This window comes from Candidatus Solincola tengchongensis (assembly GCF_015711935.1).
Lineage (GTDB): Bacteria > Actinomycetota > Geothermincolia > Geothermincolales > RBG-13-55-18 > Solincola_A > Solincola_A tengchongensis.
The window spans coordinates 1-14798 of record NZ_JACVJJ010000079.1 but is presented as its reverse complement, the minus strand read 5'-3'; the positions used below and the strand labels follow the sequence as shown (position 1 = coordinate 14798).

Annotated in this window: 15 protein-coding genes and 1 tRNA gene; 7 read left to right on the top strand and 9 right to left on the bottom strand. The window is 65.9% G+C overall.

Translation table 11 applies throughout. From position 1 onward, the window contains the following. Positions 1 to 291: 291 nt before the first annotated feature. The 4 genes from H7007_RS06760 (at position 292) to H7007_RS06745 (ending at position 3202) form a co-directional block, all read left to right on the top strand. Positions 292 to 1011 (top strand): 50S ribosomal protein L25, encoded by a 720-nt coding sequence (locus tag H7007_RS06760; protein ID WP_287154142.1) that lies wholly within the window; start codon positions 292 to 294, stop codon positions 1009 to 1011. 117 nt (positions 1012 to 1128) lie between these two features. Continuing rightward, positions 1129 to 1698 carry an aminoacyl-tRNA hydrolase gene (gene pth, locus H7007_RS06755; RefSeq protein WP_287154141.1) on the top strand — a complete coding sequence of 190 codons (570 nt, stop codon included), beginning with the start codon at positions 1129 to 1131 and terminating at the stop codon, positions 1696 to 1698. A 194-nt stretch (positions 1699 to 1892) separates the two neighbouring features. Further along, the gene (locus H7007_RS06750; protein WP_287154139.1) at positions 1893 to 2540 is read left to right on the top strand and encodes a hypothetical protein; all 648 of its coding nucleotides are present in this window, start codon (positions 1893 to 1895) and stop codon (positions 2538 to 2540) included. An 80-nt stretch (positions 2541 to 2620) separates the two neighbouring features. Beyond that, positions 2621 to 3202 (top strand): hypothetical protein, encoded by a 582-nt coding sequence (locus tag H7007_RS06745; protein WP_287154137.1) that lies wholly within the window; start codon positions 2621 to 2623, stop codon positions 3200 to 3202. A gap of 115 nt (positions 3203 to 3317) precedes the next feature. Here H7007_RS06745 and H7007_RS06740 read toward each other — a convergent pair whose 3' ends face one another. The 5 genes from H7007_RS06740 to ispE form a co-directional block, all read right to left on the bottom strand. Further along, positions 3318 to 4256, bottom strand: coding sequence for a ribose-phosphate diphosphokinase (locus H7007_RS06740; RefSeq protein WP_350340627.1), 939 nt, complete (start codon positions 4254 to 4256; stop codon positions 3318 to 3320). A 7-nt stretch (positions 4257 to 4263) separates the two neighbouring features. Then, positions 4264 to 5697 carry a bifunctional UDP-N-acetylglucosamine diphosphorylase/glucosamine-1-phosphate N-acetyltransferase GlmU gene (gene glmU / locus H7007_RS06735; protein ID WP_287154134.1) on the bottom strand — a complete coding sequence of 478 codons (1434 nt, stop codon included), beginning with the start codon at positions 5695 to 5697 and terminating at the stop codon, positions 4264 to 4266. Between the two features lie 265 nt (positions 5698 to 5962). Then, a tRNA-Gln gene (locus H7007_RS06730) sits at positions 5963 to 6036 on the bottom strand. Between the two features lie 13 nt (positions 6037 to 6049). Further along, positions 6050 to 6337, bottom strand: a complete 288-nt coding sequence (gene spoVG, locus H7007_RS06725; protein ID WP_287154133.1) for a septation regulator SpoVG — start codon at positions 6335 to 6337, stop codon at positions 6050 to 6052. A gap of 99 nt (positions 6338 to 6436) precedes the next feature. After that, on the bottom strand, positions 6437 to 7333 hold the full coding sequence (gene ispE / locus H7007_RS06720; protein WP_287154131.1) for a 4-(cytidine 5'-diphospho)-2-C-methyl-D-erythritol kinase: 897 nt from the start codon (positions 7331 to 7333) through the stop codon (positions 6437 to 6439). Between the two features lie 366 nt (positions 7334 to 7699). On the opposite strand from ispE, the gene rsmA reads away from it, so the two are divergent. Further along, positions 7700 to 8548: a 16S rRNA (adenine(1518)-N(6)/adenine(1519)-N(6))-dimethyltransferase RsmA gene (gene rsmA / locus H7007_RS06715; protein WP_287154129.1), complete on the top strand. Its 849-nt coding sequence runs from the start codon at positions 7700 to 7702 to the stop codon at positions 8546 to 8548. Positions 8549 to 9392: 844 nt separating this feature from the next. Here the strand turns inward: rsmA and H7007_RS06710 are convergent. Next, entirely contained in the window at positions 9393 to 9635 is a 243-nt protein-coding gene (locus tag H7007_RS06710) for an AbrB/MazE/SpoVT family DNA-binding domain-containing protein (RefSeq protein ID WP_287154127.1), read from the bottom strand. On the opposite strand from H7007_RS06710, the gene metG reads away from it, so the two are divergent. After that, entirely contained in the window at positions 9535 to 11325 is a 1791-nt protein-coding gene (gene metG, locus H7007_RS06705) for a methionine--tRNA ligase (RefSeq protein ID WP_350340626.1), read from the top strand. The genes H7007_RS06710 and metG overlap by 101 nt on opposite strands. Next, a complete protein-coding gene (locus tag H7007_RS06700; protein WP_287154123.1) occupies positions 11322 to 12146 on the top strand; it encodes a TatD family hydrolase in 825 nt (274 codons plus the stop codon). The genes metG and H7007_RS06700 overlap by 4 nt, the downstream gene beginning before the upstream one ends. Before the next feature lie 74 nt (positions 12147 to 12220). Here H7007_RS06700 and H7007_RS06695 read toward each other — a convergent pair whose 3' ends face one another. The 3 genes from H7007_RS06695 to H7007_RS06685 all read right to left on the bottom strand — a co-directional run bounded on the left by H7007_RS06695 (position 12221) and on the right by H7007_RS06685 (position 14179). Beyond that, on the bottom strand, positions 12221 to 12430 hold the full coding sequence (locus H7007_RS06695; RefSeq protein ID WP_287154122.1) for a hypothetical protein: 210 nt from the start codon (positions 12428 to 12430) through the stop codon (positions 12221 to 12223). A 90-nt stretch (positions 12431 to 12520) separates the two neighbouring features. Then, complete coding sequence (gene rsmI, locus H7007_RS06690) at positions 12521 to 13378, bottom strand: 16S rRNA (cytidine(1402)-2'-O)-methyltransferase (RefSeq protein ID WP_287154120.1); 858 nt, start codon at positions 13376 to 13378, stop codon at positions 12521 to 12523. A 462-nt stretch (positions 13379 to 13840) separates the two neighbouring features. Then, on the bottom strand, positions 13841 to 14179 hold the full coding sequence (locus H7007_RS06685; RefSeq protein WP_287154118.1) for a hypothetical protein: 339 nt from the start codon (positions 14177 to 14179) through the stop codon (positions 13841 to 13843). Between the last annotated feature and the right edge of the window lie 619 nt (positions 14180 to 14798).

The following is a 14798-nucleotide window of genomic DNA, read 5'->3' as shown; positions in this document are numbered from 1 at the left end:
GGCCATGGCCTCCCTCAGAAAGGAGGTGAGGAGGAATCCCGAAGCCTGGCTCGAAAAGCACATGCCGCTTCTTGAGACAAGGAGCGGAGACCCCTGGGTGAAGGACGTCCTCAAGGCGCTTGCGGGACATGAGAGGATAGCGTGTTGAGGTTTTGTCGGGATGGGGTGCCTACTTTTTGTAGACAGCAACTGCTCTCTCATGGCGGGTTGCGGGGTGGGTGGGCTTTACATATAATTGTTAAATTGTTTACGCCACGGAGTGAAGAACATCCCGGACAAGAGGTGTTGGAAATGCAGACGGAACTCATCGCCGTGACCAGGACGGAAAAGGGCAAGGAGGCGGCCAAGAAACTGCGGCGCTCCGGCCTCATCCCCGCCGTCCTCTACGGGCACCGCTTCGAGCCGCTCCACATCGCCCTGCAGGAGAGGACCTTCCTGGCCGCGTTGCGCAGGGAAAGAGGCCTCCACGGACTGGTGAAGCTCAGAGTGGAGGGAGCGGAGGACGGCGAGCACACAGTCCTGGTGAAGGAGGTACAGAGGGATTTCCTCAAGGACCACATCCTTCACGTCGACCTCCAGAAGGTACACGACGACGAGGAGATCCAGGCCACCGTATCCCTGCACTTCACCGGCGAGGCGGTAGGGGTCAAGGCGGGAGGCATTCTCAACCACTACCTCTACGAGGTGCGCGTGCAGTGCCTCCCGAAGGACCTGCCGGAGAGCATAGAGGTGGACGTATCCCACCTCAACCTCAAGGAGAGCCTCCGGGTGGCCGACCTGCCCCGGCTGGAAGGCATAAAGTACCTGAACAAGCCGGAGGAGATAGTGGCCGCCGTGACCCCCAAGCGGGTCCGGGAGGCGGCCCGGGTGGTGCGCACGCTCTTCGAGGCCGAGCCGGAGGAGGAGTCCGCGGCGGCAGAATCCGTGGAGGGAGCGGGCCCCGAGGGAGAGGCCTCCGCCCCGGCGGAAGGCGAAGAAGAGACCACCGGGCCTTCCGGAGAAGAGGGATAAGGGCGGCTGCGGCGGAGCGGCGCGCAAGTGGTCGCACCATCGAGCCCTTGCTTGTAATCTAATCGTCACCAACGCCTGCATGGGCGGCACGGCCGCCCCTTTTCATGGGGAAGGGTCATGTTCCTGGTGTTCGGTCTGGGAAACCCGGGGGAGCATTACCGCTGGACCCGCCACAACGCGGGTTTCTGGGCCGTGGAGATGCTGGCTCGCGACCACGGGGCTTCCTTCCAGCGAGGGAGGGGATATGACCTGGCCGAGACGGACTTTTACACCGAGCGCGTCTTTCTGGCCCGCCCCCTCACCTATATGAACCTCAGCGGGAAGGCGGCGCGCCGGTTGAGGCGCAAGCTCCACGTGGCACCGCAGAACATACTGGTCATCCACGACGACATCGACCTGCGGCCAGGGACCATCCGCATCCGCATGGGCGGCTCATCGGGTGGCCACCTGGGGGTCCAGTCGATCATCGAGCATCTGGGGACCCGGGAGTTCCCCCGCGTGAGGGTGGGTGTGGGGAGGCCGCCGGAGGGAGTGGACCCCGCCGAGTACGTCCTCGCGGAGATGCGCGGGGAAGAACTGGAGGAGTTCCTCTCCTGGTGCGAGAGGGCGGCGGAGGCCGCTGAGGCGGTGATAATGGACGGCCTGGACACGGCCATGAACCTCTTCAACACCCGCCCCGCCTCCTGAGCCGGAAAAGGAACCGGCGGCAAGGGAAGGACCGCCGGACGAACCAACGAATCGGCGAGCCCTTGCCTCCCCCGGCCCCTCCTCCCCCCGCGGCGCCGTGAGGTGGAGCGGTGAAGGGAAAAGGGCACCGGGGGAGAAGAATGCACCCGGAAGGCGGAGGGAAAGGCAGTGAAGAGACGAAGGAGAGGAGGGACGTGGAGAAGATAGCACCCGGGAGGTGCAGGGGGAAAGGGAGGCGCGAATCCCTATGCCCCGTAGTGAACCGGCAAGTACTGATCGCGCTACTTCCCGCCCTGCTCCTACTCTTCTCCACGGCGGTCGTAGGCTGCGGGGGCAAGCCCACCGAAGCAGCGGAAAAGACGAGGGAAGCGGTGGGCATCATCTCATCCTCCCGGGAGCTTCTCGAGGACCTCCTCCTTCTGGACCAACGCTTCAACTCCCTGGGCCAGCGCTACCCATCCATCGAGGACACCCTGGCCGAGGGCAGGTCCCTGGCCGAGATGGCCATGGTGGACGTGGAAGAGCTGGAATCGCGCTACACGCGGTCGCGCGACCTCCTGCGGGAAGCGGCGGACGCCGAAGGGGCGGGCAAATACCGCGATTACGCCCTGCTGGCCCTGGACGCCGTGGAGCCGGTGCTGGAAGCGGTAAGGTTGAACCGGGAACTGCTGGACGCCGTCCACGACATGCTGGACGTGATACCCATGGCCGAGAGCGCCGAACAGCTGTCCTACTACGTGGAGGAGATAGGCCGCCTCACGGAGGAGGTCTCCGAGCTCCTGCGGCGCGGGGCGGAAGCCGCGGAGGAGGCCGACGCCTACTCGCGGGAACACGGACTGTGAGGAGCGGAATCATGCTCGGGGTGAGGCACGCAGCCGCACGGGCAAGGAGAGGAAGGGCGCCCCGCGAGGGGAGACCCGGAATGGTTCTACCCCACCATCTCCCGTCCTCCTCCGCCGTTCTCATCCTGGCGGCGGCTCTCGCTTGGGCGTTTTTCGCCGGATGCACTCCGCGGGCCATGCGCTATGCCCGGGAGACCCGCTCCAGCTACATCTCCGCGCGGGCGGTGCTGGCGGAGGTCAAGGAATTCCCCTCCGCCATGGAAGAGGTGCTGCGCTCGCGGAACCCGGAAGACCTACCCTCGCGTGCCGGTGCCCTCATCAGGGAGGCCCGGGACCTGATCCCCGAGGCCGCCTCCGCCTTTCGCACGGTGAAGGAAAGGATCGACCTCCTGCGCGGCGAGGGAGAGGGGGCGTACACCTCCTATGCCGCGGCCATGCAACACTTGGTGGACCTGAACCTGAAGGTGCTGGAGCTCTTCGGGGAGTTCATCGGACTCAGCGCCGCGGCGCTGGAAGGATTTCCCTACACGGACAACCCCTCCAATCTCATGCCCACCTTAAACCGCATGGATGAGCTCATGGCCGGTGTGGAGGAGCTTTCCTCCCGCATCGCCTCCGGGGAGGAGGAGGCGGAGAGCCTCTTCCGGGCCCTGGAGGAATGAACCTTCGGCCGGCGCCCGTCCGGCCCCATGCCAGACCTGAAGCGTGCGGATGGGCCGGAAAAACCGCGTTTCACAAGGCAACTCGGTCCGCCTGCACGCCCCACGGGCGGGCATCTCAAGGCTGGTTGTCGCCGCCGAAGAGCTCGCTCACCGATTCGTCCTTGAAGACGCTGGCGATGGTGTTGGCGAATATGGAGGCGATGGAGAGCACCTCCACCTTCTCCGAACGCCGTTCCTCGGGGATGGGAAGGGTGTCGGTGACCACCACCTTCTTCAGGGGGCATCCGTCTAGCCTTTCCTTGGCCGGACCGGAGAAGATGCCGTGGGTGGCGCAGGCGTATATCTCCTTGGCCCCCGCTCCCGCTAGGGCCTCCGACGAGGCGGCCAGGGTCCCCGCGGTGTCGATCATGTCGTCCACCAGTACCGCCGTCTTCCCCTTGACCTCTCCCACGATGTGCAGGACCTCGGCCTGGTTGTGGCCCGGCCGCCGTTTGTGGAGGATGGCCATGGGCACCCCGAGATGGTCGGCGTACTTCTTGGCCATCTTCACCCGACCGGCGTCCGGCGATACCACCACCACGTCGTCGCCCACGTTGCGGGAGATATAGGAGGCCAGCAGGGGCACGGCGGTGAGGTGGTCCATGGGGCCGGAGAAGAAACCCTGTATCTGTCCGGCGTGCAGGTCCATGGTCAGGATGCGGTCCGCTCCGGCCACGCGGATCATGTCCGCCACCAGCCGCGCGCTTATGGGCTCCCGGGCCAGGGTCTTCTTGTCCTGGCGGGAATACCCATAGTAGGGAATCACGGCGGAGATGCGCTTGGCGGAGGCCCGTTTGAGGGCGTCTATCATCAGCAGCAGCTCCATCAGGTGGTCGTTTATGGGCTCCGTGCAGGTCTGGATGACGAAGGCGTCCGAGCCCCTCACGCTCTCCTCGTAGCGTACGTAGAGCTCCCCGTTGCTGAAGGTCTTGAGCTCCACCTTCCCCAGGCTTATCCCCAGGTGGCCGGCGATCCGGCGCCCCAGCTCCGGATAAGACCTTCCACTGAAGATCATCAACTTCTTACGGGTTATCTCCTTCAAGTCCCTCCGCCTCCTTCTTGGCCCTCTTACCGTATTCAAGGACGTTCCTCTGCCTGCTGCGCTCGATCCCCAGGGCCCCCGGGGGCACGTCCCTGGTGATGGTGGAACCGGCACCGGTGACCGCACCCTCACCGATGCGCACGGGGGCCACGAACATGGTGTCGCTGCCGATGAAGGCCCGGTCCCCGATCACCGTGCGGTGTTTGCGTACCCCGTCGTAGTTGCAGGTGATGCTCCCCGCCCCCACGTTCACGTCCTCACCGATCTCCGCGTCCCCCATGTAGCTGAGGTGCGGGACCTTACTCCTCCTCCCCACCACGGTCTTCTTCATCTCCACGAAGGTCCCCGCCTTGGAGCCGGCGCGCAGCACCGTGCCCGGCCGTAGGCTGGCGAAGGGGCCCACGCTCACCCCGTCCTCGAGCTCGCTCTCCCTGATCACCGCCTGCTCCACGGTCACCCCGTCCCCCAGGCGGGAGTCCACGATGCGCACCCCGGGCCCCAGGAGGCAGTCGCGCCCGACCACCGTCCTGCCCTCCAGGATGACCATGGGCCGCAGGACGGTATCCCTCCCGATGACCACCTCGGGACCTATATAGGTGGTGGCCGGGTCCTCTATGGTCACTCCTTCCTCCATCCACCGCCGGTTGATGCGGGCGCGCATGATCTCCTCCGCCATGGCCAGGTGGACCCTGGAGTTGACCCCCAGCACCTCCTCCGGGTCCTGAGTGGTATATATTTCCAGAACTCCCTCGCGGGCTAAAAGGGCGAGGGCATCGGTCAGAAAGTACTCGCCCTTGGCGTTGTCCGGCCTCAGGCGGGGGAGCACCGCTTCCAGCCGCTTCCAGTCGAAGACGTAGGTGGAGGTGTTCACCTCCCGGATGGACCGCTCCTCCTCGCCCGCTTCGCTCTCTTCCACCACGGCGGCCACCGCCCCCCGTTCGTCCCTCTTTATCCTCCCGTATCCCGTGGGGTCCTCGAGCACCGCAGCGAGGATGGTGGCCGCCGGCCGCCTCTCCTCGTGCCTCCTTATCAGGGCGCGGAGGGTTCCCGTGGTGATGAGCGGGGAATCGGCGGTGAGCACCAGGACCTCGTCTTCCCTCACCTGGGGAGCGGCGACCATCACCGCATGGCCCGTGCCCTTCCTCTCCTCCTGGTGGACGCACTCGGCGCGGTCGCCGACCACGGAAGCCACCTCGTGGGCACCGCTTCCCAGAACAACCAGTACGCGGTCGATCAGGCCCTCTTCCCTGAGGGGCTGCAGGGCGTCCAGCACCCAGGCCACCATGGGCTTGCCGCACACGGCGTGCAGCACTTTGGGCCGGTCGGATTTCATGCGCGTCCCCTCGCCCGCGGCGAGGACCAGGGCCAGGCGGCTCAACTCTTCTCCCTTTATCTGGCTTTCTGTCGACGCCATTATTGTATCCGAGACCCGGTGACAGACCAAACCTTGCCATCGAGCCGGAGATCCCCGACGGCGACCCGCGGGCGGCGCTCGGCTACGGAATCGTGTTTGTTCGCACCCTCGCTTACCTCACATGCCTAGGCATCACCCACGAGACAAAGGGTCCACGCATGCAAAGCGGCAGCCCGTGTGCCCCCGCCGGGCACGTTCCACCCTCCCCCGGCGCGATAAAGAGAGCGGGAGCGAAAAAAAGAGGGCTCACAGCCCTCCTTCATACTGGCTGGGGCGGTAGGATTCGAACCTACGATCGCGGCTCCAAAGGCCGCTGCCTTACCGCTTGGCCACGCCCCATCAGACCCGCCCCTCAGACCGCGTCCTCGGGGACCGGCTCTCCTTTCTCCTTCTTCATCTTGAAGAACTCGTGAAGGACCGCTCTCTGTATCTTCTCCCGGGTCTCGGCGTTGAGGGGATGGGCGATGTCCTTGAAATCCCCGTTGGGCAGCTTCCGCGAGGGCATGGCCACGAAGAACCCCCTATCCCCGTCGACCACCCTGAGGTCGTGGACCACGAAGCAATCGTCGATGATGATGCTGGCGATCCCCTTGACCATGTTCATGTCGATCTCGCGCACGGTAACCCTTGTGATCTCCACCGTCTTCCCCCAATGAGTCTACCGCCGGAAACTTATAAACATATTATTCTCATCCGTCCGGGTTTTCAAGAAAACCCGGCCACATCCCCCTTTTCCGCGTCAGGGCGCGGGCTCCACGATGACCACGCCGTGGCTGCAGAACCTGCTCACCTTGACCAGGGGGGCCACCTCCCCCATGCGCGAGGCGAGGAGTTCGGCCTCTTCGCGCCCCGGAGCGAGCATGAAGACCGTGGGCCCGCTCCCGCTGACCAGTGCCCCCAGGGCTCCGGAACGGCACGCGGCCTCCAGGAGGCCCGCCAGTTCCGGAAGGAGCGCGCAGGCCGCGTCCTGGAGCGCGTTGTAGAGATGCGCGGCCGCGCCCGCCGCGTCCCCCGCGGCCAGCGAATCCAGGAGGGGCCGTGGACCGCCGGCCGGAGGCTCGGCGGGGGGGAGGAGGTCGAAACGCCGGTAGACCTCCGACGTGGAGAGACCTTTTCCGGGATTTACCAGAACCACCGGGAACGGAGGAGCCTCTTCCACCGGGGTCACCACCTCCCCCCGCCCCTCCCCCAGGGCCGTCCCCCCGACCAGGAAGAAGGGGACGTCGGAACCCAGGCGCGAGGCGAGGCGGAAGAGCTCCCTTTTCCCAAGCCCGGCCCCGCTGAGGTGTTCCAGTCCGCGAAGCACGGCGGCGGCGTCCGAGCTCCCTCCCCCCAGACCCGCCGCCACCGGTATCTCCTTGGTCAGCCTTATCCTGACCCCCGCGGATATGCCGGCCGTTTCCAGGAACAGCCGGGCGGCGCGGTGGCAGAGGTTGTCCTCCCCGGACGGGGCTCCCCCTTCCACCTCCAGGTGGATGCCGCGGTTCCCCGGCTCCAGCTCCAGCTCCACCAAGTCGAACCATTCCACGGCCTGGAGCACGGTACGCACCCGGTGGTAGCCGTCCCCGCGGCGCGGACCCACCTCGAGGTAGAGGTTTATCTTCGCCGGAGCCTTCAGCAGGAGCTTCCCGTACAAGGCCTCCGTCCTTTACGCGTCCCACCTTTCGTCTATCTTATCACCGTCCCAGCCATCCCTCCGCACCGGGTAACGCTCTTTCCCCAAGCCGAGCTTCCCTTTTAAGGTAAGCGGGGCACGGGGACGTCGGCGCCGGCCCGGGTTTATCATGTAGGCGTGAAGGCCCGGACGCCGCGAGGTCGTGTGGACCCCCGCCGGCGTGACCGCAACATGAGGAAGCCCGTTTCCCCTCCGGGAAGAGAGCGGAAAGCCGCAGGGAAACGCTTTGCCCGCCGCCGGGTGCCGGCGCGGAGGCGGGAAGCGCGAAGCCATGCAGAGCCGAAGGCGACGCGGAAAGTCGCTTTCCCGTCCCCCTGGGAGGCGTAAATGGGAGAACTTACCAAACCGAGCGTGGTGGCGGAGATACTGGAGCGGCACGGCATACGCCTCAGTCGCTCCCTGGGGCAGCATTTCCTTGTCGATTCCAACGTGCTGAACCGCATTCTCGAGGGGGCCGAACTCGGACCCGGCGACGCCGTCCTGGAGATAGGGCCCGGGATCGGGACCCTCACCGAGGAGCTCTGCGAACGCGCCGGGCGGGTGGTGGCGGTGGAGGTGGACGCGCGCCTGAAATCGGTGCTGGACGAGATGCTCGGGGAGCGGCCCAACCTCCTCACCGTGAGGGGCGACGCCATGCGCATCGACCTGGCCGGGTTCTTCTCCCCCCAAGAGCGGGTCAAGGTGGTCTCCAACCTGCCCTACAACGTGGCCACCCCTCTCCTGCTCCGGATAATGCGGGAACTCCCGCAGGCCAGGCTCCTGGTGGTGACCGTACAGCGGGAGCTCGCCGACCGCTACCTGGCCTCCCCGGGGGAACCCTCTTACGGGGCGGTGTCGGTCAAGGTGCAGTTCCTGGCCCGGCCCCGCCGCCTGGCCCAGCTGGCCCCCACCGTTTTCCTCCCCCCACCCCGCGTGGGCTCCACCCTCCTGCGTCTGGAGAGAGTGGGCCCCGTGCCCGGGACGGACTACGTCCGTTCCTTCTTCCTCTTCCTGGACGCCTGTTTCTCCAACCGCAGGAAAATGCTGGTAAATGCGCTTGGAGGGGGCAGGAGGCCTTACCGCTCCAGGGAGGAGGTGGCCTCCGCCCTGCGGGAGCTGGGGCTCCCACCCACCGCGCGGGCCGAGGAGCTCTCCCTTCGCGAACTCCTGGGCCTCCACCGCCTTCTGGGCCCGTGAGCTCCCGGCCGTCTTTCCGGCAAAACAGCCGGCTCGAGCACTTCCCGTTCGGCCACCCGTGCGCATATCCGCCGGTCGGCACACGGCCACCGTTTGTAATAAACTCCCTCACCGCCTTCGGCCCCGATCGCCGGGGCACGTAAGAGCGGCCGTTCCTCTCTCCTCCGAAGCCGGCTCCATTTTCCCACGGCTTACCCTCCCTACCGGGCGGCGCTGCCCGATCCGGAACGCCACCTCCCGCGGCACCGGAGAAGGGGAAGATGGCTGGTATAGGGAAGGAACGCCCCCGCAACTAGCTCTTCCTGGACGTCCGTGGCCCCGGACGTTGCACCGCGCGTACGCCAGCCGCCATCTTCCCTCCGACGCTCCTCGCCCTCGACCACCCTCCCAGCGGGCGGCGCTGCCCGATCCGGAACGCCACCTCCCGCGGCACCGGAGAAGGGGAAGATGGCTGGTATCGGGAAGGAACGCCCCCGCAACCTGCTCTTCCTGGACGTCCGTGGCCCCGGACGTTGCACCGCGCGTACGCCAGCCGCCATCTTCCCTCCGACGCTCCTCGCCCTCGACCACCCTCCCAGCGGGCGGCGCTGCCCGATACGGAAAGGTCGGCTTCAGGGATGCCGGTGAGAGCTCTCCTGGACGTGCTTCGGGAAAGAGCGCCTTTCCCCTCCACGCTCGCCGGAAGACACGCCGGCGACAAGGGCGCAAGGCGGGCGTGAACCCCCCCGCGAATCCTCCGCCGCGCCCCCCTCACCGACCCGAACGCGGCGGCAGCGGCGGGGAGAAGGCCACACAAAGAGAAAGGGCGGGCCGCATGCCCGCCCCCGGGAAAATCACAATCCTCTTACTTGCGCTTCAGCTCGTTGATGCACTTCTGGCAGATGCGGTTCCCCTTGAAGGTGCGCGTGTTCTCCGCGCTTCCGCAGAGCACGCACCCCGGCTTGTACTTGGTCAGGACGATCCTCTCCCCGTCAACGAAGATCTCGATGGGGTCGCGCTCCTTGATGTCCAGGGTCCTACGGAGCTCCATGGGGATGACTATCCTCCCCAGTTCGTCGATCTTCCTCACGATACCCGTCGCCTTCATGTCTCGCCCACCCTTTCCTCGTTTTTCCGGCCCTCAGGGCCGGGTCCATACCAGCTTTATCCTTGACAACAAGCGTTCATTCCAGGCTTATAATTATAGGAACGAGCGGAAAAGGATGTCAAGAAAATTTTACCTTTTTTTGCATAGGAAGGAAAAAATGAACAAATCGTTTTACGTAACCACGCCCATCTATTACGTCAACGACATGCCTCACATCGGCACCGCCTACACCACGGTGGCCGCCGACGCCCTCGCCCGTTACCACCGCCTCAAGGGTGAGGAGGTCTTCTTCCTCACCGGGACGGACGAGCACGGCCAGCACGTGGCCCGCGCCGCCGAACGCCACGGCGTGTCTCCTCAGGAGTGGGCGGACCGCATGGTGGTGCATTTCACCGAGGTCTGGAAGCGCCTGAACATAAGCAACGACTACTTCATCCGCACCACCGACCCCAAACACGTGGAGGTGGCCCGCAAGTTCATCCAGCTCCTCTACGACAAGGGGGACATCTACCTGGACACCTACGAGGGCTGGTACTGCGTCCCCGACGAGTCCTTCTGGCTCCCCTCCCAGTTGGTGGACGGGAAGTGCCCCCAGTGCGGGAGGGAGGTGGAGATGGTGCAGGAGGAGAACTACTTCTTCCGGCTCTCCGCCTACGCCGACCGGCTGCTCTCCCACATCGAGTCCCACCCCGAGTTCGTGCAGCCGGAGATCAGGCGCAACGAGGTCATCAGCTTCATCAAGCAGGGCCTCACCGACCAGAGCATCAGCCGCAAGACCATCACCTGGGGCATACCCCTTCCCTTCGACGAGAGCCAGGTGATGTATGTGTGGTTCGACGCCCTCCTCAACTACATCAGCGCCATCGACTACGGGCTCGACGAGGAGCGCTTCCGCCGCACCTGGCCAGCCGACGTACACCTCATCGGTAAGGAGATCCTGCGCTTCCACGCCATCGTCTGGCCGGCCATGCTCATGGCCGCCGACCTCCCTCTCCCCCGCCAGGTCTTCGCCCACGGTTGGCTGACCGTGGAGGGAGAGAAGATGTCCAAGTCCAAGGGCAACGTCATCAGCCCGCACGAGCTCATCGACGAGTACGGCGTGGACGCCTACCGCTATTACTTCCTGCGCGAGTTCTCCTTCGGCTACGACGGCAATTTCTCCCGCGAGAACATGACCGGGCGCTACAACGCCGACCTGGCCAACTCCCTGGGGAACATGGTCAGCCGGGTGCTGGCCATGGTGGAGCGCTACCGCGGCGGGACGGTCCCGGAGCCCTCGGACCGGGAGGAGGAACCGGACGTCGCCCTGCGGGAGAGCGCCGCCCGGGTCTTTCCGGAGGTCGACCGGAGCATGGAGCGGCTGGCCTTCAACGAGGCCCTGCAGGCCATCTGGAACTTCCTGGCAGCGATCAATCGCTACGTGGACGAGACCGCCGCCTGGGACTTGGCCAAGGACCCCACGCTCTCCAGGAGGCTGGACACCGTCCTCTACAACATGGTGGAGGCGGTCAGGCTGACCGCACTGCTGGTGGTCCCCTTCCTGCCCGCCACCGGGGAGGGCATCTGGCGGCGCCTGGGCTTCGCCGATCCCATCCATGCCCACCATCTCCCGGAGGCCGCCGCCTGGGGCCTATTCCCCCCCGGGCAGAGGGTGAGCAAGGGAGAGCCCCTCTTCCCCCGGAAGAAATGAGCGCGCCGGGTAGGAGAGCGCGAGGGCCGGCGGTCCCGGAGGTCCCGCCCCGGGAGGGTCATGGCCACCCGCCCCTCGCCCTGGTGGACACCCATGCCCACCTCGACCTCCTGGGAGAGGACGTGGGTGAGGCCCTCCGCCGGGCCCGCGAGGCCGGGGTTGCCGGGGTGGTCACCGTAGGCATCAACCTGGAGTCCAGCCGTAGTGCGGTGGAGATGGCCCACACCTACCCGGGTGTCCGAGCCGTGGTCGGCGTTCACCCTCACGACGCCGGGGAAATGGACCGGGAGGCCCTGCGGGAGTTGAAGCGGCTTGCCGCGGACCCTGCGGTGGTGGGCATCGGCGAGACCGGGCTGGATTTCTACCGCGACCTCTCCCCCCGCCCGGACCAGGAGCGCGCCTTCCGCGCCCAGCTCGAGCTGGCGCGCGAGCTGGGCCTGGCGGTGGTGGTCCACGACCGGGAGGCCCACGCGGAGACCCTGCGCGTACTGGAGGAGTACGCCCCCTTCGATGGAAAGCTGGTCATGCACTGTTTCTCCGGGGACCTGGAGATGGCCCACGCCGTCCTGGAGATGGGGGGATACATATCCGTGGCCGGGCCGGTCACCTTCCACAACGCCAGGAGGTTGCAGGACATCGTGCGTGCCCTCCCCCTGGACCGCCTCCTCGTGGAGACCGACTGCCCCTTCCTCTCTCCCCACCCCTACCGGGGGAAGCCCAATTCCCCGGCCCGCCTGGTGCTCGTCGCCTCCAAGGTGGCCGAGCTGAAGGGGGTGCCCCTGGAGGAGTTGCGCCTTGCCGACCCCTTCGTGCGGGGATGACCCCACACGCCGGGACGCCCCGCCGCCCCGCAGAACACCCATCCCCAGGCCAATCCATCAGCCCTGAGGAACCCCTATTCCAGGGAGTTCCCTCCCAGGGAAAGGAAGAAGGACGGCCAGGCGAGGAGGGCCGTCAGGTTGAGGTCCCTCTTCACTCCCTGCCCCTTGCTGCGGACCAGGAAAACACCGGGCTCGACGGAGGAAAAGGGGAAGATGAAGCCGAAAACTCCCCAGCTGGCCAGCATCAGGAGCACGCAGCCCCGGTGGATACTGGAAAATTCCACCTTCCCCGGCGTCTCTTCTGGGCATCCCCGTTCTTCGGGCACTCGCGTTCCGAGACGTCCCCTTCCCCGGAAACCGCTCCGGCTGCCGCCTCACGAGCTTCCCTGCCCTCCCCCCCTGCTTTCCAGCCAGGAGCGGTAGACATCCCTCTGGGAGACCCCGTGCCTCTTGGCCACCGCCCTCACCGCCTCCCGTGTCCGCTCTCCCCCGCGCACCAGGGCGGCCACCTCCTCGGCCAGCCGCGGGAGGGGTGGCGCCTCCGCCTCCCCACCCGGCGCCACCACCAGGACGAACTCCCCCCGGGGTTTCCTCTCGGCCAGCACCCCTAAAAGTTCCGAGGCCGTGCCCCGCAGGACCTCCTCGTGGAGTTTGGTCAGCTCCCGGGCGACGACCACCGGCCTTTCGGGGGCCATCTCCGCGATGTCGCTCAGGGTCTCGAGAAGGCGGTGCGGGGCCTCGTAGAGGACCACCGCTTCTCCCTCTCCAAGTAGGCTCATGAGGCGCGAGCGCCGCTTTGCCCTGGATGGGGGCAGGAACCCCTCGTAGCGGAAGCGCCTCAGGGGGAGGCCGGAAAGGGCCAGGGCCGCGGTGAGGGAACTGGGGCCCGGGACCACCTCCACTTCCAGGCCCCGCCGGACGCATTCCTCCACGGCCCGGAAACCGGGATCCGCCACCCCGGGCATACCCGCGTCGCTGATCAGGGCCACCCTCTTCCCCGCCTCCACCTCCCGGGCCACGGCGAGGGCCTTCTCCCTCTCGTTGTGCCCGTGGTAGGAGGTGAGGGGGGTATGGATGTCGTAACGGGCGAGCAGCTTGCGGGCCCTCCGGGTGTCCTCGGCGGCTATGAGGTCGGCCTCGCGCAGCACGCGCAGCGCCCGGAGAGTGATGTCCTCGAGGTTCCCGATGGGCGTGCCCACCAGGTAGAGCCTGCCCCTGCCGACATCCGCCATCTTTCCCACATCCCTTTTTCGCGCCCGCCCGAGCCCCACAAGGGCCGCCAACCGCCGACGCGATCGCCGACGACCTTACCCATCATTAGATCCATCATTAGATTATCGACCGGCGAGGCCGGAGAACAGCCCGGGGCCGGTATGCCTCGGGACGCCGCGATGTCCCTCTCCGGGCGATCACCTCAAGCCCCGTCTTTCTCGACCAAGGACGAAGACCATCTTACGCGAGGATTACCGAGTCGGAAGGATCACCGGTGAAGCCCCACCTTCCCGTCCGCCCACGGCATTCCCTTCGCTCAAGGCCGCAGATCCCGGCTATCCTACACGAGGAAGAAAGGGTTTTGAGAATGGCTGTGAAATACCCCCCGCCGTCCCGTCCATCCAGGGTCTTCCTCCCCATGAGGGTCGTCGCCGGCTGGGGGTGCGACAAGAGCCATCCGCATTCAGCGGCGAGGGAACCCTTCAAGGCGTCCCGCCGTGCCGGGCTAGAAGCTTTTCCACCAGCTCGAGCTGGACGTCGTAGTCCAGATAGGGAGCGAGTTCGGCCAGGCGCCGGAGGATACGCGCCGTGGCGTAATACATGTAGATGGGTTGCGGCCGGCTGTCAAGCCGGCAGCAGATCCCGCTCTCCGTCAGCTCCTCCAGGGACCTCTCCACTTCCTCCTTCGACCTTCCCAGGCGCATGCCGATCCTCTCGGCGCTGTCCACGGTCTCCGGATTGTCTTTGAAGAAGGTGATGATCTCCAGCTTGACGCGGTCGATATCCGAATCGCGGACGATGAACTTCCCTATCCTCGCCAAGTCAACACCTCGGATTCAACCCGTGTTCCGTTCCCTCCGGCAATATCGCCTCCCCGGCGGCTCCGCGGGTTCGCCCCACCGGTCAAGCCTAGGTCCCCGACGACCCGCTTACCGCCTGCGGGACATTTAAGATTTATTTCGGCATATGGCCGCGCGCGCTTTACCTACGCCGATCCATCAGACCAAGCGAAAACGGCCTTTCCCCCTTCATGGACATCATTACGGCCCAAGGACGGCCTCCCCTCGCCAGGGATGGAAAAGACATGCCTTCGGCCGTGAGGCGCGGCGCATCGTTTCGGCAGGCCCTCACGGGTTGGGGGGAGTTTGGAGACCACCCGATCCTCCCGGCAAAACAAGCAAATCGGCGGAAGTGAAGTGGAGACCCCCCAAACGTTTGATCCTAATCGGTGCTGTATCGTTTCAGTAGGCGCTTTCCGGGTTGAAAAGAGTCGAGAGACCACCCTATCATCCTGACAAAACAAGCTAAGTTAACAGGAAGAAAGGGGTGATCTCTCTTGCTGAACGAAATCATACTACGTCTTGCGGAGGAAGCGAAGGGGATAGAGGAGATAGAGGAAAGGACGGCGGAGTTGGTCTTCGAGCTGGGCCGGGCCATACT

Excerpts from the sequence above, each read along its gene's own strand:
- H7007_RS06760 (WP_287154142.1), top strand. The coding sequence starts at position 292 with ATGCAGACGGAACTCATCGCCGTGACCAGGACGGAAAAGGGCAAGGAG.
- pth (WP_287154141.1), top strand. The coding sequence starts at position 1,129 with ATGTTCCTGGTGTTCGGTCTGGGAAACCCGGGGGAGCATTACCGCTGG.
- H7007_RS06745 (WP_287154137.1), top strand. The coding sequence starts at position 2,621 with ATGGTTCTACCCCACCATCTCCCGTCCTCCTCCGCCGTTCTCATCCTG.
- H7007_RS06740 (WP_350340627.1), bottom strand. The coding sequence starts at position 4,256 with ATGATCTTCAGTGGAAGGTCTTATCCGGAGCTGGGGCGCCGGATCGCC.
- glmU (WP_287154134.1), bottom strand. The coding sequence starts at position 5,697 with ATGGCGTCGACAGAAAGCCAGATAAAGGGAGAAGAGTTGAGCCGCCTG.
- rsmA (WP_287154129.1), top strand. The coding sequence starts at position 7,700 with ATGGGAGAACTTACCAAACCGAGCGTGGTGGCGGAGATACTGGAGCGG.
- metG (WP_350340626.1), top strand. The coding sequence starts at position 9,535 with ATGGGGTCGCGCTCCTTGATGTCCAGGGTCCTACGGAGCTCCATGGGG.
- H7007_RS06710 (WP_287154127.1), bottom strand. The coding sequence starts at position 9,635 with ATGAAGGCGACGGGTATCGTGAGGAAGATCGACGAACTGGGGAGGATA.
- H7007_RS06700 (WP_287154123.1), top strand. The coding sequence starts at position 11,322 with ATGAGCGCGCCGGGTAGGAGAGCGCGAGGGCCGGCGGTCCCGGAGGTC.
- rsmI (WP_287154120.1), bottom strand. The coding sequence starts at position 13,378 with ATGGCGGATGTCGGCAGGGGCAGGCTCTACCTGGTGGGCACGCCCATC.